The 23,727-nt window shown below is 42.3% G+C and carries 16 protein-coding genes; 3 read left to right on the top strand and 13 right to left on the bottom strand.

Annotation, left to right across the window (positions count from 1 at the left end; translation table 11 throughout):
* The first annotated feature begins 220 nt into the window (after positions 1 to 220).
* The gene (locus tag G561_RS0106690; RefSeq protein ID WP_028858848.1) at positions 221 to 1,888 is read left to right on the top strand and encodes a carbon starvation CstA family protein; all 1,668 of its coding nucleotides are present in this window, start codon (positions 221 to 223) and stop codon (positions 1,886 to 1,888) included.
* A 123-nt stretch (positions 1,889 to 2,011) separates the two neighbouring features.
* Here G561_RS0106690 and G561_RS0106685 read toward each other — a convergent pair whose 3' ends face one another.
* The 5 genes from G561_RS0106685 to phbB form a co-directional block, all read right to left on the bottom strand.
* The gene (locus tag G561_RS0106685) at positions 2,012 to 3,232 is read right to left on the bottom strand and encodes a CaiB/BaiF CoA transferase family protein (protein ID WP_028858847.1); all 1,221 of its coding nucleotides are present in this window, start codon (positions 3,230 to 3,232) and stop codon (positions 2,012 to 2,014) included.
* A gap of 88 nt (positions 3,233 to 3,320) precedes the next feature.
* Positions 3,321 to 5,840 carry a DUF3141 domain-containing protein gene (locus G561_RS14160; protein ID WP_051584419.1) on the bottom strand — a complete coding sequence of 840 codons (2,520 nt, stop codon included), beginning with the start codon at positions 5,838 to 5,840 and terminating at the stop codon, positions 3,321 to 3,323.
* A 54-nt stretch (positions 5,841 to 5,894) separates the two neighbouring features.
* Entirely contained in the window at positions 5,895 to 7,931 is a 2,037-nt protein-coding gene (gene phaC / locus G561_RS0106675) for a class I poly(R)-hydroxyalkanoic acid synthase (protein ID WP_051584418.1), read from the bottom strand.
* 184 nt (positions 7,932 to 8,115) lie between these two features.
* The gene (locus G561_RS0106670; protein WP_028858845.1) at positions 8,116 to 8,652 is read right to left on the bottom strand and encodes a phasin family protein; all 537 of its coding nucleotides are present in this window, start codon (positions 8,650 to 8,652) and stop codon (positions 8,116 to 8,118) included.
* 133 nt (positions 8,653 to 8,785) lie between these two features.
* A complete protein-coding gene (gene phbB / locus G561_RS0106665; RefSeq protein WP_028858844.1) occupies positions 8,786 to 9,553 on the bottom strand; it encodes an acetoacetyl-CoA reductase in 768 nt (255 codons plus the stop codon).
* A gap of 336 nt (positions 9,554 to 9,889) precedes the next feature.
* Here phbB and G561_RS0106660 point away from each other — a divergent pair, with 336 nt between their 5' ends.
* Complete coding sequence (locus G561_RS0106660) at positions 9,890 to 10,156, top strand: cory-CC-star protein (protein ID WP_028858843.1); 267 nt, start codon at positions 9,890 to 9,892, stop codon at positions 10,154 to 10,156.
* A 1-nt stretch (position 10,157) separates the two neighbouring features.
* A complete protein-coding gene (locus tag G561_RS0106655) occupies positions 10,158 to 11,168 on the top strand; it encodes an ArsA family ATPase (RefSeq protein ID WP_028858842.1) in 1,011 nt (336 codons plus the stop codon).
* Here the strand turns inward: G561_RS0106655 and G561_RS0106650 are convergent.
* From G561_RS0106650 to prpB, 8 genes are all read right to left on the bottom strand, one after another.
* On the bottom strand, positions 11,165 to 12,622 hold the full coding sequence (locus tag G561_RS0106650) for a DUF3482 domain-containing protein (RefSeq protein ID WP_373277683.1): 1,458 nt from the start codon (positions 12,620 to 12,622) through the stop codon (positions 11,165 to 11,167). The two genes, G561_RS0106655 and G561_RS0106650, sit on opposite strands and share 4 nt — an antisense overlap.
* A gap of 261 nt (positions 12,623 to 12,883) precedes the next feature.
* Positions 12,884 to 14,224, bottom strand: a complete 1,341-nt coding sequence (locus G561_RS0106645; RefSeq protein WP_028858840.1) for a DUF2868 domain-containing protein — start codon at positions 14,222 to 14,224, stop codon at positions 12,884 to 12,886.
* 230 nt (positions 14,225 to 14,454) lie between these two features.
* Positions 14,455 to 15,039, bottom strand: a complete 585-nt coding sequence (locus G561_RS0106640; RefSeq protein ID WP_028858839.1) for a GNAT family N-acetyltransferase — start codon at positions 15,037 to 15,039, stop codon at positions 14,455 to 14,457.
* 74 nt (positions 15,040 to 15,113) lie between these two features.
* The gene (locus G561_RS0106635) at positions 15,114 to 16,979 is read right to left on the bottom strand and encodes an ABC transporter ATP-binding protein (RefSeq protein WP_028858838.1); all 1,866 of its coding nucleotides are present in this window, start codon (positions 16,977 to 16,979) and stop codon (positions 15,114 to 15,116) included.
* A 195-nt stretch (positions 16,980 to 17,174) separates the two neighbouring features.
* Positions 17,175 to 18,410 (bottom strand): 2-methylaconitate cis-trans isomerase PrpF, encoded by a 1,236-nt coding sequence (prpF, locus tag G561_RS0106630; RefSeq protein ID WP_028858837.1) that lies wholly within the window; start codon positions 18,408 to 18,410, stop codon positions 17,175 to 17,177.
* Positions 18,411 to 18,561: 151 nt separating this feature from the next.
* A complete protein-coding gene (acnD, locus tag G561_RS0106625) occupies positions 18,562 to 21,219 on the bottom strand; it encodes a Fe/S-dependent 2-methylisocitrate dehydratase AcnD (RefSeq protein WP_028858836.1) in 2,658 nt (885 codons plus the stop codon).
* 327 nt (positions 21,220 to 21,546) lie between these two features.
* Positions 21,547 to 22,677 (bottom strand): bifunctional 2-methylcitrate synthase/citrate synthase, encoded by a 1,131-nt coding sequence (prpC, locus tag G561_RS0106620; RefSeq protein WP_028858835.1) that lies wholly within the window; start codon positions 22,675 to 22,677, stop codon positions 21,547 to 21,549.
* Between the two features lie 98 nt (positions 22,678 to 22,775).
* Complete coding sequence (prpB, locus tag G561_RS0106615) at positions 22,776 to 23,669, bottom strand: methylisocitrate lyase (protein ID WP_028858834.1); 894 nt, start codon at positions 23,667 to 23,669, stop codon at positions 22,776 to 22,778.
* Positions 23,670 to 23,727 lie beyond the last annotated feature (58 nt).

The raw sequence follows: 23,727 nt of genomic DNA, 5'->3' as shown, positions 1-23,727 counted from the left end.
TAACTGGCTTTTTTATTAGCTATAATAAGGTTCGTTAATTTACACAAAAGCAAGAGTTCAGTAATAAATCTGCCTAAATAAGTGGATTTGAATTAGTACCACTACTGGCTCTTTAACCTATAATTCCTTTATGAGATTAAGCTTTTATAGTTATAACTAAGCTGTTTCACCAACCTTAGCAGCTGGCCATAAACAATATAGGCTTTTCAAGGAGTGAAGTATGAACAGTGCAATTGTATTGCTGTTGGGCATCTTAGCCATGCTCGCCGGTTATTTCTTTTATTCTAAGTTTTTTGCCAAATATATTTTAGGATTGGATAACTCCATTCCTACCCCAGCTCATACAATGAAGGATGGAATTGACTATGTTCCTACCAATAAATATGTGCTTTGGGGACATCATTTTACCTCAGTTGCAGGGGCGGCTCCGATTATTGGTCCTGCCATTGCTGTGATTTGGGGCTGGGTACCAGCCGTACTTTGGGTAGTACTAGGCACTATCTTTATGGCAGGCATTCATGACATGTCGGCTGTATGGGCCAGTATGCGCAATAAGGGTCAATCTATTGGTTCCATTGCAGGTTCAGTAATGGGCGGCCGAGTACGCACCTTAATGATGGTAGTTATCTTCTTACTGCTATTAATGGTAAACGCAGTATTTGGTGTGGTCATTGCCAATATGATGATTAAAACGCCGACAGCAGTTATTCCAGTCTGGGGTGCTTTAGTCGTCGCCTTTATCATCGGTCAGTGTATTTATCGCTTTAAGATGAATCTGGCTTTGGTGTCTATTTTTGGGGTAATTGCCTTATACGGTCTGATTTATATAGGCACTCTAGTGCCAGTGGTGTTGCCTGAAACTATGTTTGGGTTACCTGATAACGCCGTTTGGATTATCTTCTTATTTATATATGCTGCGGTCGCCTCATTATTACCTGTTTGGATGCTTCTACAGCCTAGAGACTACATTAATGGTCTTCAGTTGTTTGTGGGGTTAATCCTATTATTTGGTGCTATCTTATTGGCCACACCCGATATCGTGGCACCTGCACTTAACCATAACTTGCCTGCCGATACACCATCAATTATGCCATTGTTATTCGTAACGATTGCTTGCGGTGCCATCTCTGGCTTCCATGGTCTGGTCTCTACCGGTACAACTTCTAAGCAGATTGATAAAGAAGAAGATGTACGTTTTGTAGGATACTTTGGAGCAGTAGGTGAAGGTTTACTAGCACTGGGTGCGGTATTGGCAACCACAGCCGGCTTCGCAACTTTAGCGGAGTGGGAAGGTATCTATCAAAAATTCGGTGATGGCTCAATTGGTGCTTTCATTGATGGTGGTGCCACTATTTTAAATAATGGTATGGGGATTGAAATTGTCCTATCACAAACCATTTTAACGGTAATGGCCGCGTTATTTGCTGGGACCACAATGGATACTGGGGTTCGCTTACAGCGCTATATCTTCCAAGAGTTTGGTGAAGTCTATAACTTGCCTGCCTTGAAAAAAGGTGTGGTTGCTACCTTACTGGCAGTAGGTACCTGTCTATTAATCGCCTTTGGCGCCGGTGGTATCGATGGTTCTGGTGGTATGATCATCTGGCCGTTGTTCGGTACAACGAACCAGTTAATGGCGGCTTTAACCTTGATGATTGTCACAGTGATTTTATTACGCAAAGGAAAAACCGTTTGGTATACCTTAGCGCCACTGACTTTCTTATTGATAATGGCAGTGTTTGCTTTAATTCTTCAGTTGAAGAGCTTCTACTTAGAGGGTAACTGGCTGTTAATAGTGATGGACATCATCATTTTAATTGCTACCATTATGGTTACCTTTGAGAGCTTCTCTGTCTTACGCCGTGAGTGGAAACAATATAGAAGCTAGATAACACTGATAGTTAGACTCTCTATTAAAAAACGCTGACTTAGGTCAGCGTTTTTTTGTGTTATAAGTAGGCTTTGATATTTTGGCTTATACTATGTATTTAAATCTAAATAATAGCCAAATCTACACAATATTGTTGCTTTCTAAAGTAGCAATCTCATCCTTACTCATGCCTAATATTTCTGCCAATACCACATGGGTATCTGCTCCAAGCATAGGAGGAGGGGTATGATATTGAACAGGAGTTTTGGAGAGTTTAATCGGATTGCCTAATACGCGTATAGAGCTATTGTCAAATCCAACTACCATCTCTCTAGAAATGGCTTGTGGCAGGTTTAACGCCTCTGATACATCATTGATAGAACCACAAGGAACATTAACTGATTGAAGTAGTTGTAGCCATTGTTCCCTATCTTTTTTACTAAATTCCCTCTGTAATATTTCAGTTAAGGGTACTCTATTTAGCACCCGTTGTGGATTGGTCGAATAGTTTGGATCCTCATGTAGCTTTAACTGTAATATTTCACATACATTGGCAAACTGACGGTCATTACCACAGGCCAATATGAAGTGTTTACCGTCTGCTGTTTCAAATACTTGATAGGGACAAATACTTGGGTGAGCATTGCCTAATCTTTTGGGGGCAACCCCTAAAGCTAGATAGTTCATTCCATAATTGGCCAACATAGAGAGGGCGCTATCAAATAAAGCCACATCCACTAATTGACCTTCACCGCATTGTTGTCTTGCCAGCAGCGCTGCTTGAATGCCAATAGTTAATTGAAGTCCTGAAAATAGGTCTACAACGGGCACTCCTATTTTTTGTGGAGGACCATCAGCTGGTCCGGTGAGACTCATGAGTCCCGACAAACCTTGACTAATAAAGTCATATCCTGGCTTATGCGCCTCAGGACCAGTCTGACCAAACCCTGTCAATGAGGCGTATATAAGCTTTGGATTTAGTTGACGTAACGACTCATAATCCAATCCATACTTTTTTAAACCTCCTACCTTAAAGTTCTCCACCAATACATCACTAAGTAACACCAACTTTTTTATGATTGCTTGACCTTCAGGTTTGGATATATCGACAGTTATTGATCGCTTATTACGGTTTATGGTGGCATAGTAAGCAGATATAGATTCAGGCTCACTATCAGAATTACTTCCACTATCACCTTCAAAGCAAGGAGGGGTCCAATGTCGGGTTTCATCACCTATAAGGGGTCTTTCAACTTTAATGACTTCAGCGCCTAAGTCTGCCAATATTTGTGTACAAGATGGCCCAGCCAATACACGAGACAAATCAAGTACCTTAATCCCTTTTAGTGCTTGAGTATGCATATCATGCCCTTGTTGTAATAGTTTTTAGGCTTTAAGGAATTTGAGTCAAATAAATAAGTCAGCTAAATTTTTGCGTTAATGTCTTGGTTTACGATAATTGCAAAACTTTTTTAATACGGTTTAACATCTTAACCGTTTTAGGGTTTAAGTTGTTTTTTTCATCACCGATGACATACAGAACTTGCTGTAACGCCTGTGAACGTTCAGCTTTATCTTTTAATAGGGATTGCAAAGTATCGATCGACTTAGCTTCATCAAATCTAACCATTAGTGTTTGGTTTTCTATCATTTGAGCCAATTCTGGGCTAGATAACTCTTTGAAAGGTTGCTGCTGAGTCAGTACTTCCGTTAAACGTACTAATTGATTGCGGTCAATATTATCATCAGCAACAATATTACCTAAGATCAGCATCCGAATTACCGCTTCTGAGTAGCCACCATTCTCTATTTTTGCTAATGCTTCACTCACTTTAGGTAGGTCACGTAATGCATTCTTGTCTAAAAGACGGCGTGATGATTCCTTATTGCCATACTCACGAAACCAAGGCATTGACCATACTCCAAAGAATATATTCTCGGTAATCTTGCCGTTTAAGTCCCCCCAGAAGTCTAATGTCATGCTTAGAGAGTCCATAAACATCTTTTCTATTTGTAGAAATACATTATCCTGAGAAATAGGTTCGATGGCTGGTAATTTTACTTGCCCATAATTTACCGTAGTATTGGTCCTATCTTCATCTTTAATATCCTCTGATGATGATTTGGTTTCAAAATTAGTTGTAGTTTGTGTATTAAGATTAAGGGTTTTGTTTAGGGTACTGGTGGCCAAGGCTAGGGGGTTTTTGCTAATCCAAAGACTTCTTTGTAGTCTTAGAGGATGTAACGATCGTAATAATTGTGCTGTGGTTTCGTTGGTCATGGTTTTAATGACCGGCCGTAGGCTTTGCTCATAAATACGAGTTTGTGATTTTGAAGAGCGGTGAACGGCTCTAAATATCTTTTCGTCCGTCCGGCACTCACCGATAGCTTGGCTTAAGTCATCAAAAGTTCGACGGTCAAAGTCAACAGAGAAGGTTTTCTCCTCACCACTGCCTTGTACACTTTCAACTTTCATCTCATATAAGCCAGGAGGTAGGATTTCAATCATATCCATCACAGAGGCCATGCCGGTATGTTCCTTATTGGCAACTTTTGAGCTAACAAAGATACCTAGGTGACCGACCTGATCATGAATCATATAAATAATACGCTGACCGCATACCTCTAATTCTTTTTCATCAGTATAAGCATCTAGAATCCAAGCCAATGCTTGTGGAGGAGGGGTAATGTCATCACCACGGGAGGCAAAGACAATAATAGGGGCTTTTACATTACGTAGGTCAATATTAACCCCTTTTTCAAGCTGTCCTGTATTACGAGCTATGCGGTTACCAATGAAGATATTTTCCACAATCCAGCGTATTTCAGCCTCGTTCATCAAAAAGAAGCCACCCCACCAACGCTCAAAATCTAAAAAACGTTCACGATTAGCTAGGGGGTTTTTATAAAGGTCATAATATTTGCCGATATAATTACGATATGGATTCATTTGCTCGAAGTTATTGACCAACCAAGCGCCATCAAATACACCATTATTGATATCGGCACTCATCATAGCCAGCCATGTGCCCCCGTTCACGCCAGCTTTATAGCGCATGGGGTCAACGCCAATTTCACCGCTCCAAGCAGCCACAGGAGCGCCGTTCATTACAATAGGACCAGTAATATCTGGATGGGTGGCTGCTAAGATAAGGGCGGCCCAGCCGCCTTGACAGTTGCCCACAATAACCGGGGATTGAGCATTGGGGTGTCTTCTTTCAACTTCACGGACGAATTTTGCTTCAGCATAAGTCACGTCAGCGATAGTCTGGGTAGGCTCTGGTAATCTTTTGAAGGCCACAAAATATACAGGGCGACCATTTTTTAAGGCAACACCCACTTGGCTTTCGGGCTTAAAGCCGCCGATGCCTGCACCGTGTCCAGCTCTAGGGTCAATAATTATATAAGGTCGATTGTCCTCTTTGGTTTCCACTCCTTCGGGTGGTTTTATTCTAAGTAGTACATAGTTGCAAGGCCGGTCAAAGGTAGTGGCATCCATTACGATATCGTAATCATAATCTAGTACCGGGGGGCAACCTGCCAGCTCATGCTCTATAAATATATCACCCCGTTCTTTTAGTATCTCCGCAGTTTGCAGTAAGCGTTTAGAGCTGTCTGTGCTATAACTTAGCCATTGCTGCCATAAATCAAAAGGGTTCTTGGTATTTTGTAAGCTAGATTTAATGCTTTTTGCATCTTCATAAAGGGTCTTGCTGTTATCCTTAAACTGCTGTAAGTGCTGCTTTATATGACTTGAAGCGACTGCTAATCTTAAGTCTGTACCTTCTACCCAATATCTTTTTTGACGAGTATATTCTTGCATTAAGTCTTGATTTTGATGGGACTGATTATTAACAAAGTCCTGCAGGTTAGGTAACGAGCCACTTGTGGTTCTATGTGGGTTGTCTCTATCTAACCAAACATCTGCCTTGTCCGGATTCTCTAAATTTTTGGCAATAGTTTTTGTCATAATAAGCCCCTTCTTAAAGTAAATAATAACTAATAATGGTTAACTGCTTTGAATTTAGTTTACTGCTTCGATTGCCTTAATCCGTACATATTCACCGGGTGCCTGACCTAACACCGGCCATTCATTGCCCTTACTGTCTACTCCTGGTTGCCTATTTGGCACCTTGCCTGCAGAGTGGTTGCTAATCCACTCTCCCCAATGTAGCCACCAACTGCGATCTTGTCGTTCGGCTAAGTTAAACCACTCATCGGGATCAGAAGTATTTTTGTCATAAGTATAAAATCCATATTTCCCGGTAGGTGGATTGATAATCCCAGCGACATGCCCGGATTCTGCCAATACAAACGTTACCTCACCGCCAAGATGCTGTGTTGCTTGATAGCTACCCTTCCATTTGACAATATGATCTTGTATGGCCGCAACCACATAAGTAGGGGTTGTCACTTTGGACAGATCTACCTCGATATTATCAAAGTGCAGTGCGCCTTTTTTTATCAGCTTATTGCCTTGATATAATTCTCGTAGCATAAAGCGGTGTAATGCTGCTGTGACATTAGTACAGTCAGAATTCCAATATAAAAGATCAAATGGGGTAGGCCGCTCTCCTTTAAGATAGTTTTGGATGTAGTAATTCCAATATAGGCTGTTTTCACGTAGTAAACTAAAAGCAACGCCCATTAAACGCCCATCAAATATCCCTTTTTTCTCGCCTTCTTTTTCGATAGCATTAACGATATTGTCATCGATAAACACCCCTAAATCCCCAGGATCACTGAAGTCAAATAAGGTGGTCCAAAAAGTAGCGCTGGCTATACGCTGTGACTGATTGTTTTCAGCCAGCCAGCAGAGGGTTAATGCCAACAGAACCCCGCCGATGCAGTAACCAATGACGTTGGCATCAGGCTCACCAGTAATATCTTCAATTACCCTTAAGGCCGTTAGCAGTCCCTCATGCATATAAGTTTCCATACCAACGTCTTTATAACTTTGATCAGGATTGACCCATGAAATAATAAAGACGCTATGACCTTCATCTAGTGCCCAGCGGATATAAGAATTTTTTTGTTTTAAATCCACGATATAAAACTTATTGATCCAAGGTGGCACAATTAGTAGCGGTCTCTTGTTGACTAATTCAGTGGTGGGTGTGTATTGAATTAATTCAATCATGCGATTGCGATAAACCACTTTTCCTGGAGTGGCAGCAATATTCTCACCTAGCTTAAATGCAGAGTCATCAGTCATTGTAATAGTGAGTAAGTGAGCGCTCTTTTCAAGATCCTCGGCCAATTGCTTCAGGCCACGTAGTAGATTTCTACCCTTGCTTTGTTTGGTGATACGCAATACTTCAGGATTGGTCAGTAAAAAGTTACTGGGTGCAATAGCGTTCAGCCATTGCCTAGTAAAGAAGGAAAGTCTTTGACGGGTTTTGTCATCAATACCTTCTATCGCTTCAATGGTATTCAGAATGCTATTGGCAGAGAGCAGATAACTTTGTTTGATATAATCAAAAAACAGCTGATTAGACCAAGCTTCGTCCATGAAGCGCTTGTCTCCTTTTTCAGGTTTCACCAAGGGCTTAGTTTCGGCACCCATAGCAGTCAACAAGCTGTTTTGTAGTAACTGAATTTGCTTTTGATACAGCTCTAATTGTTGTTGAAATAGCACAGCTGGACTATTGGTGATAGCTGCAGTTGTAAATTGCTGATAGTTATCAATTAGTTCAGTTAATAATGATTGGCTAGTAATGTTGTTTTGGGTAAGACGCGAGAGGTATTCATTACTAAGCTTTTGAGTTAATTTATTTAAATTCTCAAAGGGTTCTAGCAGTAGCTTTCGGGATGTATTCGAAATTGAGTGGTTATCACCGTTATTATTATGATCTCTGTTAGTTTGATTGGACTCATGATTGGCACTATTGGTTATGCTTGAAAAATCAACCGGCATAAAAAGATTCAGATAATCAACAGATTGTTGCCATAAATGTACTGGGGTATTAAATATATGAGGGAGGCTAAATAGAGGCTCTTTGGTGGAATTAGAATCTGACTTAGAGTGATTAGCTCTAATATTACTTTTCCATTTAAACATCTGTCTGCCCATATTAGTATTTGTAATAAAGTGATTTACAATGAAGTGGTTTGCAATGAATAAATTTGTAATAAACTAGTTAGTATGAAAGTCAAAGCCTAATGACTGCCCACTAGACTTAGCTGTTTTAGCTAACACCACATTGCTATGGTGCTAGCCAATTAAACTAATAACATCAACAGCTTTACGCTTTATTGGCAGTAGCTTTAGTTGTGCTACTTGGCGTTTCAGCTTCGGCGGCTTTGCCTGCGGTTGGTTTGGTTGTATTTTTAGTGGCTTGTTCCGCCATTTTATTCACAGTAGAGGTAAATTCTTTTGCCGTTTTTGCAGCTTGATCGGCTGTTTTTTGCATGGTTGACTGCATATGTTCATTAGTTTGACCATATACATCACTCATCACTTTCATGACTTCATCTTGCATGCTGCTACCAAGCTCGGTCATATGCTTTGCATCGGCCATGATTTGTTGGCTAATCTGGTTTAATATATCGGCCTGCTTTGCATTAAACTCTTTTGCTGCTTCTGGTGAGTCTATCTTTGCAATTTGACGCATATTCTCTAATCCCATCTCTGTATAAGTGCGGATGGTATTTAATGAAAACTCAGTCATTTGCTCAGCATTTTTTACAAATGCTTTATTAAGCTCTTGCCATGGTGCTAAAAGCTTTTGAGTATTTTCATTAAATTGATTGATGTAGTCATTAGAATTAAAAAAAGACATGGTATTGCTCCGTATTTTATTTAATTAACAGTTTTATTGAGTTAACAGTGGGTTATAAATAAAGCCATCACTAGGTTTAACAAAAAGCGATAACTTCAAAAGTGAACATTAAAAGGTTACAGGTTAGCCAGTCCTACGACATATACTGACCACCATTGACGGATATCGTCTCTCCAGTAACGAATAAAGCTTCGTCACTGATTAGGTACATACAGGCTGCGGCTATTTCACTAGCATAAGCCAAGCGATTCATGGGAATAGTGGCTTTGATTTTGTCCATGATATGCTCAGGAACGCTTTCTACCATGGGGGTGAGGGTATAACCAGGTGCCACAACATTTGCGGTTACAAAGGAGCTAGCTCCTTCATAGGCCAAGGCTTTAGTGAATCCAATTATTCCAGCCTTGGCGGCAGAATAGTTGGTCTGTCCGTACTGTCCTCTTAGACCATTTATTGAGCTGATATTGACAATACGGCCTGACTTTTGGTTCATCATTTTCAAAAAGACGGGATGGACAACGGTATATAGAGACATCAAATTACAATCAATAACCTGTTTCCATTGATCGAAGCTCATTTTTCTAAAGCTACTATCACGGGTAATGCCAGCGCTATTAATCAAGGCGTAAATGTTGTCATATTTATTAAGCGTCTTTTCAAAGACAGCAATAGATTGTTCGTGATTCATTAAATCGACGGTGATAAACTCAAAATCATTACTATCAAAATCATGGTCTTCACACCATTTTTTTATACGGTCTGGGTCGTCTTTACTTACTGTAGCGATAACAAAATAGTCATTTGATATCAGCTTCTTACATACCTCAGTACCAATACCTCCTAGGGCACCAGTGACCATAGCAACTTTTTTATTTTGTGACCTTGACTCTATATCTGACATGACAATCCTTAATCTTTATAATTATAGGAAGTACAACAATTGAACGTTTTAATGTTAAAAGTCGAGCAATATTTCATTTAGGCTGTAATTGATTTACCGCTCACATCTTATGTAGAACAACTTTAGTCTAGAGTCGTCATATGACAATTTGGCTAAAAAACACAGCCTGCAACATCTTTATTGTTCACTTTATGTTAACTTAACTGTCTTTACTGAGAAATTTAACTTTCTTTGTTTCAGTATATTGTTTAATGATTAATTTCTACTTTAGAACTAAATTAGTTTTTACAAAACTACAGGTTTAAACTTTTTTACTATAATTTTTACGAGGTGTTTATGAGCGAGAACAGGTCACTATTCAGCCGATTTGTAGAAGGTTTAAATGAGTTTTATCATGCGCCATACCGCCAGACCTTAGCTAGAGCAGCTCGTGATGAGGAAGACTTATTTATGCTGTTGCTTTTTTCAGAAAGTTTAGGTATTGATAATCCTGCCAGCTTTTATACCTTAGAGTTGCAGCCTATATTTTTGGAAAAATTCCATGAATGGCACCTACGCATGGGCATGCCGCGTTGCCCCTTGCAGCATGGAGGTTGCTGTTAAAATGGACAACTTAGCCAATTTAGTACAACAACTACAGCAGACTCCAATAATATTTGTTGGCGGCAAAGGCGGGGTGGGTAAAACCACAACGGCAGCTGCTTTGGCCGCAAAATTTGCTCAACGTCAGCAAAAGACCTTAATTGTCTCAACCGATCCGGCGCATAGCTTAGGTGATGTGTTTGCTATGAACCTAGCCAGCAGCTCCGCCAAAAATAAACCCAAAGCATTAACTGAGTACTTAGATGCACTCGAGCTTGATCCTGACCTTATCATTGATGAGCACTTTGCTCGAGTTGAGAAAACCATCAGTAGTTATGCTAACCCCGATATGATGCCGAAGATTAAGGAACATTTGCAGTTATCAAAAAGTGCTCCAGGGGCGCAAGAAGCGGCCATGTTAGAAGCCATTTGCCGCTATTTGGTAGATAGTGTAGAGCAAGGTATTTATCAGCATATAATTTTTGATACAGCGCCTACAGGGCATACTTTAAGATTACTGATGCTACCAGAGATGATGGAGGCTTGGACTGATGGACTGCTTACTCAGCAGCGACGTCAGGCCAAGTTAAAAGGAGCGGCGGATAACTTTGCAACCACAAAGTCAAAATCTGTAATTAATAACCCTTTTAAGGACGCAAAACCAGTTGATAAATGGCAGCAAGCAGTCGATGTGCTAAATGCTCGCAAGAATTTGTTTAAGAAGGCAGGTGAGCTTCTACATGACAGACAGCAGACAGCGGTGGTATTGGTACTTACCGCAGATAATTTGCCTATTGAGGAGACGCGCCGAGCTGTGAATCAGCTAAAAGAGGCCAAGCTGGCTCCAGCCGCCTTGGTAGTTAATCAGCTGATTCAAGCTGAGCAAAGTGATGAGTTTTGGCAAAATAGAGCATTACGTCAACAAAGCTTACTACAAGATATCAAGCAGCACTTTGTTGACTATCCGCTCTATGGCATTTATTTACAGCGCTCTGATGTGCGTGGAATAGAGGCGCTCGCTAAATTGGATTAATCTTTTTCCTCATGTCTTGAGCGCTTTAATTTATCCGATAAAGACCAAGCGGCATCGGCTCTCAACTCTTCGGCTAGGCTGCTTTTACCACTGGTTAAGCTACTCCACTGAGGTTTGCCACGCGCTTTTTTTAACTCGCTTGGCAATTTGTTTGGGTTCCAAGGCGGGGTAGATGTTTCTTGCAGCTCAGCAATAGGGGTATCGGCGTTGGCAGCATGACCCCGATGGCGCAAGGAAGCCAGTAAGTCTAAGGAGCGGGTAGCAAGCAAAGTTAAGGTAGCAGGATCAATAAATAACCGTTTTACACCTGCCAGCTTATCAGCGATAGTACCGGTATTGGACAAAATACCACCTGCCAGACCACCAATGGCCGCGCCAAGCCCCAAAGTAGTACCTAAAGCTGCAGCATCAATACCCAAGCCTAGTAGCGCTCCGGCGGCAGCCCCAGAAGTGGTGCGTAACCCGTAACTTTTTAACAGCTCTGGATCAAATGGATCTTGCTGATACTCGCTTAGCTCAAGCGGGGTAACCACTGCAGTATTGTCATAGAACTTATATAAATTTAATAACTTCTCTTGCATGGCACGCTCGCTTTGACGAACCGCTTCCTGCATCTCTTTTAGTACAGGCATCGGATCGTCATCTTCATCGATTTCACGCACATAGGCTGCCACATCAATTAAGAAGTGGGCAATGATAATAGTGGCCTGCTCATACAGTTGAATCCAATCTTCACGGCGACGCATGATGAGCTGATTCAAAGTTTCAGGATGAGTCAGCATCGTTGCAAGGTTTTGCCAAAGCGTCATTTCATCTTCAAACTCAAAGGCCACCGAATCAAATCTAGTTGAAATATGCAAATTGCGACGTGCCAGCATGGTCTGCCATTCGCTAATATTGGCATCTTGGCTATCAGTGAAGTTGAATACTGGCATTACTGGAATGGCTGACCAAGACAAAATGGCCAACTCATCTTTATATTTGCCCAATACAGGCTCTCTGGCATCAATGACATAGATAGCCATGTCGCTTGAGAGTAGTTGGCGAATAACTTTCGCTTCTTGAGAGTAATCGTTTAATGCATCATTTAGCCCACCGCCTTGGGCATCACTTTTAGCAATGTCACTGGCCAAAAACTGCTGCAAACGCTCAATGCCGTCTCGGCGACTTGCAGTATTGTCCTCAAGCCAGTCCATCAATCCTGAAGCATCTTCTAACCCTGGGGTATCAAACAAGGCTACTAAATTCTCACCGGTCTGACTGTCCTTAATCAAAGCGCGTTCTACGTGCCTTGTGGTAGCTGCTTCATTTTTAACCTCCCCAAAATACATATCGCGTAATAAGGTGCGCAATAGGGAGGTTTTACCAGTATTGGTATGGCCCACAACGGCCAGCTTTAAAGGCTCGCCCTCAGAGACAGTGGTTTTTCTAGCCTGTTGTAGGTAGTCAGACATATTTTTTTTGGAGGAATCACTCGGGATTGTTTCTGGTTCTGTGGCGAGTGCTAGCTGCTGCTGAGCAGAACCGCTATTATTTACAGTTTCAGTTTTGGAGTCAGTAGCAACGGCTCTATCATTAGGGCCATCATTAAAGGCTTTATCACTAAATAACCCACCTGACTTAGAAGTGGTATTGTTGTTGTCTTGAGTACTCATAAATTGCTCAGATTATAATAATTATTAACATAAAATTTGTTGGCTATAAATTAACAGCGGTTAAGAGACCAAGCCGATGTTACGCTCAGCCAGAGCGGTTTGCCATTGTTGTCTGCGTGCCGAATTGTCTTCCTCTAACGTATCACTATCTTGTAACAGCTGGACAATAACCCCTTGTTTGGCATGAGTAGCCAGCTTATCTAATTTACGCATGGTGCCTCGGTCAGGAAGCGCTTTGGCATGAATACCTACTAACACTTGAACATCATGGCTGTCCAAATACTGCAGCATTCGCTCCATGTCCTCTCTATCATCTAATATACCAAAATCTTCAGGAACCGTGCTGATAAAGGGTTCTCCTGCTGCATGATACCAAGTTGGATTGTGATGTTTGTACTCCAATAAAGCCACTAATTTATCCCCTTGGGTCACTTTGGCTTTGGGGGCAACTGGCTGCACTTTTTCTACAAAATCATCTTCATCAACTACTTTGCGTTGCCAAAAACTAATTATCTTTTGATAGTAAGGTAAGCTTAGATCCAGCTTCATTTTTTTACGATTGAACATCACGGCACAAAAAGCCCAGGCTATGGCGCGCGGCACAATGCCGTACATAAGTAAGCTACCCACCAACAAGCTTGCCCATTGTCTAGCGATAGAAAGTGGCATGATATCCGTGACCAACCGACTTTGCACTACCGCATCGGCATCAGGAACATTAAATCCTACCAAGCTAGGTAACCAGCCGAGCCAATGGGTCAAGGTCATTAACGCTTGATCTGATAATAGGGTGGACTCCCAGCTAAAGCTATATTGGCGCACAATTAACAAAAATATAATCGCAAATAGCATACCGGTTAAGGTTGCTAACCATAGCTGATGACTAAAGCGGCTCAGATACCAGCGCATCCCTGTGTGTTGCAGCTGCTCATCGTACAATTCAACCGCAGCTTGAGTCACATCGTCTTTGCCTCTAATAAGAGTTTTTGGGCTGATAAAGCTGGTAATGATGCTAGGCGATTGACTGCCTCTATTGATAACAGTAAAAATCAACCAACCGACCAGCATAAGGGTATGAAAGCCCAGCAGACAAACCAAGACATAGAAAAAGTTCACCACATTAGATTGAAGCAGTGCAAATAAGCCTAAGAATCCTGAGACACACCAAACAATACTCATGATAAGAATGATGCCTTTAATGCGACCATCAATCTTATTTAAGGTACCTGCCAATGCTCCATTACTATCGATACGTTCAGCACGGCGATGTATTTTCTGAAGGGGAGTGGCTTGCTCGTCCTGAAGGCGCTCCGTAATTAATAAAGGATCTGTGGCGAACACATGATTGTTGGTCTCAAGCTTGCGTACCAATTCGGTGAGTTGATCTTGTTTGGATAGCATGGCATTCCTATTGGGCTATTTTGCGTCATATACTAAAAGATAGAGCTGCTTTTAGCCTATCTATATTTTGTAATGATACTACTAAATGGAAGTAAAGACTAAACCGATATAATCACAAGGGCCAAAAAAAAGGCACTGCTTTTCCAAGCTGTGCCTATAAGTAAAACATCAGTTAAAACAATACTTTGATCTTGATTGTAATCTCAGGGATTAGTGGGGCTTTGGGTCTATTAAATCAGTAAATAGAGTAGACCGATAATGCCAATAGCCACTAAGAATAATAACAAATTAGACAAAACTCCCTTAACGGTTACCTCTTTGGCTAAGGCAGGCACTGGCACTTTTTTTCGTTTAGCGACAGTTAATATCATATCGATATGATCTAAGCCATCCTCTTCATAAGGCTGACCTAAAGGCTCAAACCCTAAGGATTGATAGAAGTGAATCAAATAAGTTTGGGCCGCAATCTGAATTGGTTTTTTGCCATATTTAGAATGACAGTACTTAATCGCTCGGACCATCATCTCTCGAGCAACCCCTTGATGTCTGTTATCTGGCAACACCAATACCCGGCCAATACGCGGATTAGGATTGGTGCCATTGCCACCCACTGCTGGCGGTATGATACGACAATAGCCAACCAGGGTTTGATCCATATGAGCGACCATATGCATACAATCAAAATCCAGCTCATCAATATCTTGATAAAGACACTGCTGTTCAATCACAAATACCTGAGAACGGGCACGAAGAATATGGTAAATATCAACGGCACTTAGCTCATCAAAGCCTTTAATAGTATATTTAACGGTCATTTACAAATATCTTATCGGTTGTTTGTCAGTAGTTGTTTGTCAGTAAAAGTACAGCGGCTTAACTTTCGTTTTTGTTAACTTTCGAGGCTATGGTCGCTGTTTAAGGTTTGGCTAATTTTATCTAAATTTAAGCTGTCTGACATGGCATTAAAGATATCATAATACGCGCCATGCTTAGCATACAGCTCTTCATGAGTACCAGTTTCGACCACGCGGCCATTATCAATCACAATCAAATCATCGGCATCAATAATTTGCGAGATATTGTGTGAGACAATAATCACCGTGCGATCTTGCTTAATTAAGTCTAAGCTGTGCTTAATCTGCTGAGTGGCAATAGCATCAAGACTGGCGGTAGGCTCATCCAAGAACACAATGGGTGGATCTTTGAGGAACATACGGGCCAGCGCGATACGCTGCTGTTGGCCTCCTGAAAGCAGTTTGGCCTCGCTTTCATAGCCCTCTGGCATTCCGATAATTTGCTCATGAATAGAGGCCTGTTTGGCCGCCTCAATAATCTCTGCATCGGTGGCGTGCATATTACCATAACGGATATTATCGGCAATGGTTCCAGAAAAAATATGATTTTTTTGGAGCACCAAGCCAATTTGTTCGCGTAGATTATGAGTGTTGTAATCCTCTAGATTATGGCCATCTAAGCAGATAGTACCACTACTAGGCTCATAAAACTTCACCAGCAAGCTAATAATGGTACTTTTACCAGCGCCGCTCAAGCCGACAAGCGCCGTAATACGGTTGGGATGAATTTCAAAGCTTACATCTTGCAGCGCTTGCTTGCCATTGGGGTAGGAGAAGTTGACGTTTTTTAGCTCGATATGACCTTTTAGATCGGTACATTCTACTTTACCAGCACTTTCGATAGCATCGTCATCATCTAAGATATCAAAGAAGCCTTCGGCATAAGTCAGCGCATTATTAATTTGGTCATAAATACGGTGTAGCTCGCGAATGGGGGCAGCAACGTTTTGGAACAGTAAGACATGGAACATAATGGCACCAATAGTCATCTCACCATTCAGCACAAAATAAGCGGTTAAGACAATAATAACCACCACCCCAATTTGCTCAATAAAGCTCTTGCCAGCATTATACATAAACGCAATACTGCGAATACGTAGCTGATTGGTGGTCATGTCTTTTTGAATTTCCCAGTGCTTTTCGGACTCAATAGGCTCACGCACAAAGGACTTGATAACGGTGATAGAGTCAATAATTGAGATAACCAGACCGCTTTTGGTCTCGCGGTATTTGCGCATTTGCTTACGAAAGCCTTGTAAGCGGTTGGCCTGTTTTTGGCTAACAAAAAAGTAAATCGGCACAATAATTAAACCGACCATACCTACCCAAAAATTGGCATTAAACATAATTATTAACGACACAATGGCACTGGCAAACAGTGGTAGCATGTCGATAAAGAAGTTTTGTACCAATTGAGTCAGGCTGCTGACGCCTAAATCGATTCGGGTTTGCAGCTTACCACTGGCGTTTTCATCACTGGTATAAAACGACATTTTGTAGGATAAAATGCGATCAACTACTTTTTGTGATAGATCCCGAGATAGATTGATACGGATGCGCTCACCAAAATAGCGCTGACCAAAGGTGATAATAACGTTAAGCACCTCTTTGACCAACAAGATGGTGCTAATAAGGGTCAACAGTCTTAAGCCCTCAACCCAAGGATCTGGCAAGTCGACAATACCGGTCAAGGTATCAATGGTGTACTGCAACACAAAAGCGTTAACCTGAGCAGTAAACGAGCCCAATACGGTCAATATCAAGGTTAAAATAAATAGACCTCGATAAGGCCGTGCAAACTCGCCCAAGCGCTTTAATATCGACCACAGCAGAGCCCCACGTTCAGACTTTTTAGTAGGTGGTTTAATATCTAAGGGGACTCTACGCGGGGAAGTGGCCATATTTTCACAGCTTCATTAACAATAATTAAGATTGAATATACGTATTAAAAAGGAGAGAGGTTTAACCGGTTCACATTATATCTAGCTATTATATAATTACCTTATAAATGATTACTATATTAATAAAAAGGTAGGCAACTCATCTCGTTGCCCACCCATTCAAACCTACTTTTACAAAATCAGGTTAAAACCAAGTTAGAAACAGCCACCAGGTACAAACACTTGACCCACCATAATACGGCGAGCAGAACGGCTCATAGAGACTTTTTTGGCTTGCCAGCGCCCCTCGACTTGTTCGGTCTTTCCGCCTACTAATAGTGTTCCTGAAGGGTGACCAAAGCGCACTTCTGACAATTCTCTTGAGGTGCCATTACCGCTTGCCGCTTCGTTAACCAATGTCCCTTGTGTGGTGGCTGCTGCAGCTATGGCAACCGCCGCTGTGCCCATCATTGCATGATGCAATTGGCCCATACTCATGGCACGCACAACTAAGTCGATGTCATTCTCATTTACCTCTTTGCCGCTTGAAGCAGTATAACTTTGAGCTGGGGCTACCCAAGCTATTTTTGGAATATGCTGGCTCTTTTCAGCCTCACTCACATTCTTAAATAAGCCCATAGCCACACCGCCTTTGGCACGAATGGTCTCAAGCTTATCCAGTAGCGCTTTATTGCTGTTGATATCAGTTTGAAGCTCAGTTCCCTTAAAGCCTAAGTCTGCTGCCTGCATAAAGATAGTGGGGATGCCAGCATTAATAAAGGTGGCTTTAACGCTGTCCTTTTCAAGACCACAACCAGAGACATCGAAGTCATCTTGCAAATTACCAGTGGGGAACATAGCACTTGAAGCGTCAACAGGATCAATAAATTCAATTTTGACTTCAGCGGCTGGAAAGGTAACGCCATCTAATTCAAAGTCGCCAGTTTCTTGAACTTGCACTTGTCCTTGCTCATCAGTATAAACCGGCACATGAGCAATAATAGTTTTGCTAATATTCTGTTGCCAAATATGTACTTCACAAATACCGCTCTCGGCACTGGCAGCTACTTTATCAGCATCAACCAGACCCATATTGATGGCACAAGCACCGACAGCAGCGGTTAAGTTGCCACAGTTACCTGCCCAGTCAATCATAGGTTTGGCTATATTTACTTGGCCAAACAGATAGTTTACATCATGGTTGTCTTGATCAGATTTGGAGAGGATAACTGTTTTTGAGGTACTCGATGAGCCATTCCCTAAGCCGTCGATTTGTTTACCATAAGGGTCTGGACTACCAATGACGCGTAGTAAAAAGCTATCTCGAGCCTGCCCAGGTTGTTGGCAACGCTCAGGTAAATCATTTAGATTAAAGAACACACCTTTTGAGGTACCACCACGCATATAGGTGGCAGATACTGCAACTTGGGGAGCAAATTTTGGTTGTGACATAAGGCTTATTTCCTTAATTAGGGTTTTTATAATCAGATATAAGATTAATAATGGATTTTATTAGACAAAGACTTTCATAAAAAAAGCGCACAAACACTGGTGGCTTGTGCGCTTCATTTAAACGCGATCTATCAATGGTTTATTCCAAAACCTAAGCCACATTGCCTTCTAAGAACTCTTTTGCAAAGCGCTGCAACATACCACCAGAGTTGTACATCTTAACTTCATCAGCAGTATCTAAGCGGCATTTAACAGGCGCTCTATCTACGCTACCGTCTTTGCGATGAATAACTAGCGTCATTGTGCCACCGGCAGAGACTTCGCCTTCAATATCAAACACTTCTGTGCCATCGATATTCAAAGTCTTGCGGGTAGTGCCTGGCTCAAACTGCAAAGGTAAGGCCCCCATACCGACTAGGTTCTGACGATGAATACGCTCAAAGTCTTCGGCAACGACCACTTCCACACCCGCCAAACGAACCCCTTTTGCTGCCCAGTCACGACTAGAGCCTTGACCATAGCCATCACCTGCAATGATGATTAGTGGCTGTTTGCGGTTCATGTAGGTTTCGATTGCTTCCCACATGCGCATCACTTCGCCTTCTGGTTCAACTCGAGCTAATGAGCCTTGAATAACTTCACCGTTCTCATCGCGTACCATCTCATTAAGCAGTTTTGGATTAGCAAAAGTAGCTCGTTGAGCGGTTAAATGATCGCCGCGGTGAGTGGCATAAGAGTTGTAGTCTTCTTCTGGTAGACCCATTTTATCTAGATACTCGCCAGCCGCACTATCGGCCATAATTGCGTTAGAGGGGGATAGGTGATCAGTAGTAATATTATCACCTAGCACCGCTAATGGACGCATGCCTTTTAGTTTATTTACCTCTGCCATAGTGCCTTCCCAGTAAGGAGGACGGCGGATGTAAGTACTCATTTCACGCCAGTCATACTGAGGATTAACAACCAGTGCATCATTGCGAGTCGCATCAGCTTTGGCTTCATCAAACATAGGGATATACACCTGATTGAACTGCTCAGGCTTCACCGCAGACTTCACAATAGCGTCCACTTCAGCATCATCAAACCAAATATCTTTTAGATACACATCATTGCCGTCTTTGTCTTTACCTAGTGAATCATTTTCGATATCAAAGCGGATATTACCGGCAATGGCGTAGGCCACAACCAATGGGGGAGAGGCTAAGAAGGCCTGCTTGGCATAAGGGTGGATACGACCATCAAAGTTACGGTTGCCCGATAATACAGCAGTGCTAAACAAGTCACGATCAATGATCTCCTGCTGAATCTCTGGATCTAACGCGCCACTCATACCGTTACATGTGGTACAGGCGAAGGCCACCACATCGAAGCCCAGCTTTTGCAGCTCTGGCAATAGACCCGCTTCTTCTAGGTACAATTTAACGGTTTTCGAACCTGGTGCTAAGGAGGACTTAACCCAAGGTTTGCGCACTAGGCCTTTTTCAACCGCATTACGAGCCACAATACCGGCAGCAACCATGTTGCGTGGGTTTGAAGTGTTGGTACAACTGGTAATGGCGGCAATAATAACCGCGCCATCTGGCATTTCACTGTCATCTTGTTCTGACAATGGCTTATTGTTAGCGTGAGCAATTCCTGCTTCCACCAAATCAGTGGTCGACACGCGAGCGTGTGGACGTGATGGACCGGCAATATTGCGCACCACTTTAGATAGATCAAATTTTAATACGCGATCATATTCAGCATCTTTCATACCATCGGCCCAAAGACCAGTTTGTTTGGCATAGGCCTCAACAACTTCGATTTGCTGTTCACTACGGCCTGTTAGACGTAGATAATCGATGGTTTGCTCATCAATATAGAACATTACCGCGGTTGCACCATATTCAGGCGTCATGTTTGAGATTGAAGCTCGGTCGCCAACAGAAAGGCTACGAGCACCATCGCCAAAACATTCTACATAAGCTGAGACTACGCCTTCTTCACGTAAGAACTCAGTCATAGCCAGTACTAAGTCAGTACCGGTAATGCCAGGTTGTAGTTTACCTGTCAATTCTAGGCCAACAATATCAGGCAGACGCATGTATGAAGGATTACCAAGCATAACGCTTTCGGCCTCTAGGCCGCCCACACCAATTGAGATAACTCCTAAAGCATCAACCATTGGCGTGTGACTGTCGGTACCGACCAACGTATCGGGGTAGGCCACCGGCTTGCCGTCTTTTTTATCCGCAATAACCTGCACCACAGGAGACATTTTCTCTAGGTTAATTTGGTGCATGATGCCGTTACCTGGCGGCACTACGTTGACGTTATCAAAGGCGTACTGACACCAGTTGATAAAGTGGAAACGGTCGGCGTTTCGGCGCTCTTCAATTTCGCGGTTTTTCTCAAAAGCGTTTTTCTCAAAACCAGCATGTTCAACCGCCAATGAGTGGTCCACAATGAGCTGAGTCGGAACAATTGGGTTTACTTTTGAGGGATCACCACCCTCAGCAGCAATAGCATCACGTAGGCCGGCTAAATCAACAAAAGCTGTCTGACCTAAGATGTCATGACAGACGACGCGAGCCGGATACCAAGGGAAATCAACTTCCTGCTTGCGATAGATATGCTGAGACAGTGCTTCTTTTAAGTCCTCAGGTGGGCAACGACGCACTAAGTTTTCACATAATACTTTTGAGCTAAAAGGTAGCTTGGCATAAGCACCTGGCTCAATTTCATTCACCGCTTGCTCAACATCGAAGTAATACAAGCCACTGTCCTCACCGTTAGGTAGAGGTAGTGGCTTTTTGAAGTCTTCGTTCATCGGCTGCGGGTGCTTGTGAGTGAGAACTGGCTGTATGGCATTTGACATGTTTGGCTGTCCTTTAAGATTATGAAAGACTGATCGCTACAAGGTTCTATGATTATCGCGATTAAATTAAGTAGATGTAACTTGCTAATAGTGAAGGGATTATGTAATAAGTTTAATGACCGTTTATTTTGTTAATAAGCCAAAATTAAGGTTTTTAAGGTTAAGAGGCCTATGAGGGTTATAGCCACTCTCTGAAGAGCTTATAGGGAGCTCTTCAGAGGTTTAACCAATTGGTATTTTGTGATTATTAGTCATAAATCCCAGTCAGCTACTAGCAAATTAACCTCGCTCACTAATTGCCGGAACTGCTCTTGGCTCTTCACCAATATATTCAGCACTTGGGCGAATAATACGGTTATCGGCACGTTGCTCGAATACGTGAGCGGCCCAACCAGTTAGACGCGAGCATACGAAGATTGGAGTAAACAGCTTAGTTGGAATTCCCATAAAGTTATAGGTCGAGGCATGGAAGAAGTCGGCGTTACAGAACAATTTTTTCTCACGCCACATCACTTCTTCACAGCGTACAGAAACTGGGTACAACACTTCGTCACCGACATCGGCGGCTAATTTTTCAGCCCACTGTTTGATAATAACGTTACGGGGATCTGATTCGCTATAAATAGCATGACCGAAGCCCATAATCTTATCTTTACGCTGTAACATGCCAAGTAGCCCTTGCTCAGCAGCTTCTGGAGAGTCAAAGCTTTCGATTAACTCCATCGCAGCCTCATTGGCACCACCGTGTAATGGGCCACGTAGTGAACCAATAGCGCCCGTGATACAAGAGAAAATGTCTGATAGGGTAGAGGCACAAACACGTGCAGTAAAGGTAGAAGCGTTGAACTCGTGCTCTGCATACAAGATTAAAGAGACGTTCATTACATGCTCATGTAACTCACTTGGTTTCTCACCCTTTAATAGGTGTAAAAAGTGACCACCGATGGTGTCTGAGTCAGTAACACAGTCAATTTTTACGCCCTCATGGCTATAGCGGTACCAGTAGTTAATAATAGCTGGGAAAGCAGATAGCATACGGTTAGTTTTATCTAGCTGCTGCTCGAAGCTATCCTCTGGCTCTAGGTTACCTAGCATTGAACACCCAGTACGTAGAACGTCCATTGGGTGTGCCTCTTGTGGAATACGCTCTAGCACATCTTTCAAGGCTTGTGGTAAATCACGCAGCTGCTTCAAAGTGGCTTGGTAGTCATCAAGCTGAGCTTGCGTGGGTAGCTCACCGTATAATAATAAATAGGCCACTTCTTCGAAGATGCAGTTTTCAGCCAGATCTTTTACATCATAACCACGGTAAGTAAGACCTGATCCTGATTTACCTACCGTTGATAATGCCGTCTTGCCTGCAACTTGTCCACGTAAACCTGCGCCTGATAATTTTTTACCTGCTGCCATAATAAAAATCCTTTTTTTTAGGTGACTTGATAAGTTAAGGTTAATTGTACGTTAAGAATGTAAATATGATTTTTTTCGCTGTTCTAGCGGCTCATGCTTTACTTTTTTTGGGCAAAAAGCTGATCTAGTTTTTGTTCAAACTCATGGTAGTTTAAGAAATCATACAGCTCCATGCGCGTCTGCATAGTATCGACCACAGCTTCTTGAGTACCATCATCTAAGATATGCTGATAGACATTTAGAGCTGCTTTATTCATCGCACGGAATGCTGACAATGGGTATAACACCATATCCACGCCTACTTTAAATAACTGCTCTGTGGTGTACAAATCCGTTTGACCAAATTCAGTCATGTTCGCCAATACTGGGATATCTAGTACGTCAGTGAACTTGCGGTACATTTCGATATCGGTTAATGCCTCAGCAAAAATCATATCCGCACCCGCTTCTTGGAAAGCCACGGCACGTTCCACTGCAGCCTCTAAGCCTTCAACAGATAGCGCATCAGTACGAGCCATAACCACGAAGTCTGAATCCACTTTGGCATCAAGGGCTGCTTTTAGACGGTCAACCATTTCACTGGTTGAAACAATTTCTTTGTTAGGACGGTGACCACAACGCTTTTGTGCCACTTGGTCTTCGATATGTACCGCTGCAACACCAGCTTTCTCCATTTTTTTGATGGTTTGCGCAATGTTAAAAGCACCGCCCCAACCGGTATCAATATCTACCAATAATGGAGTATCGACCGCATTAGTAATACGGCTAGCATCTTCTAATACGTTGTCTAAGCTAGTCATCCCCAAATCCGGTAACCCGTATGAAGCGTTGGCCACGCCGCCACCTGATAAGTAGATGGCTTTGTGACCCACTTGTTTTGCCATCATGGCTGTATAGGCATTGATGGTACCGACGATCTGTAAGGGTTGGTTGTTGGCTTTTTGTTCAGAGATAGCATCGCGAAAGCGCTTGCCGGCAGAGATAGAGGTCATAATCTTTCCTTAGACTTAAGAAGGGGTTGGAACAATAAATTAATAACTGACTAACTGA

This window comes from Psychrobacter phenylpyruvicus DSM 7000 = NBRC 102152 (genome assembly GCF_000685805.1).
Classification (GTDB): domain Bacteria; phylum Pseudomonadota; class Gammaproteobacteria; order Pseudomonadales; family Moraxellaceae; genus Psychrobacter; species Psychrobacter phenylpyruvicus.
The sequence above is the reverse complement of the archived record's forward strand: the minus strand, read 5'-3'. Positions and strand labels throughout refer to the sequence as shown.

Bases quoted from the DNA above. Each gene is read 5' to 3' on its own strand.
- prpB (WP_028858834.1), bottom strand. From the start codon at position 23,669: ATGACCTCTATCTCTGCCGGCAAGCGCTTTCGCGATGCTATCTCTGAA.
- G561_RS0106670 (WP_028858845.1), bottom strand. From the start codon at position 8,652: ATGTCTTTTTTTAATTCTAATGACTACATCAATCAATTTAATGAAAAT.
- G561_RS0106655 (WP_028858842.1), top strand. From the start codon at position 10,158: ATGGACAACTTAGCCAATTTAGTACAACAACTACAGCAGACTCCAATA.
- G561_RS14160 (WP_051584419.1), bottom strand. From the start codon at position 5,840: ATGACAAAAACTATTGCCAAAAATTTAGAGAATCCGGACAAGGCAGAT.
- prpC (WP_028858835.1), bottom strand. From the start codon at position 22,677: ATGGCAGCAGGTAAAAAATTATCAGGCGCAGGTTTACGTGGACAAGTT.
- G561_RS0106660 (WP_028858843.1), top strand. From the start codon at position 9,890: ATGAGCGAGAACAGGTCACTATTCAGCCGATTTGTAGAAGGTTTAAAT.
- G561_RS0106685 (WP_028858847.1), bottom strand. From the start codon at position 3,232: ATGCATACTCAAGCACTAAAAGGGATTAAGGTACTTGATTTGTCTCGT.
- G561_RS0106650 (WP_373277683.1), bottom strand. From the start codon at position 12,622: ATGTCTGACTACCTACAACAGGCTAGAAAAACCACTGTCTCTGAGGGC.
- G561_RS0106635 (WP_028858838.1), bottom strand. From the start codon at position 16,979: ATGGCCACTTCCCCGCGTAGAGTCCCCTTAGATATTAAACCACCTACT.
- prpF (WP_028858837.1), bottom strand. From the start codon at position 18,410: ATGTCACAACCAAAATTTGCTCCCCAAGTTGCAGTATCTGCCACCTAT.
- G561_RS0106690 (WP_028858848.1), top strand. From the start codon at position 221: ATGAACAGTGCAATTGTATTGCTGTTGGGCATCTTAGCCATGCTCGCC.
- phbB (WP_028858844.1), bottom strand. From the start codon at position 9,553: ATGTCAGATATAGAGTCAAGGTCACAAAATAAAAAAGTTGCTATGGTC.
- G561_RS0106640 (WP_028858839.1), bottom strand. From the start codon at position 15,039: ATGACCGTTAAATATACTATTAAAGGCTTTGATGAGCTAAGTGCCGTT.
- acnD (WP_028858836.1), bottom strand. From the start codon at position 21,219: ATGAACGAAGACTTCAAAAAGCCACTACCTCTACCTAACGGTGAGGAC.
- G561_RS0106645 (WP_028858840.1), bottom strand. From the start codon at position 14,224: ATGCTATCCAAACAAGATCAACTCACCGAATTGGTACGCAAGCTTGAG.
- phaC (WP_051584418.1), bottom strand. From the start codon at position 7,931: ATGTTTAAATGGAAAAGTAATATTAGAGCTAATCACTCTAAGTCAGAT.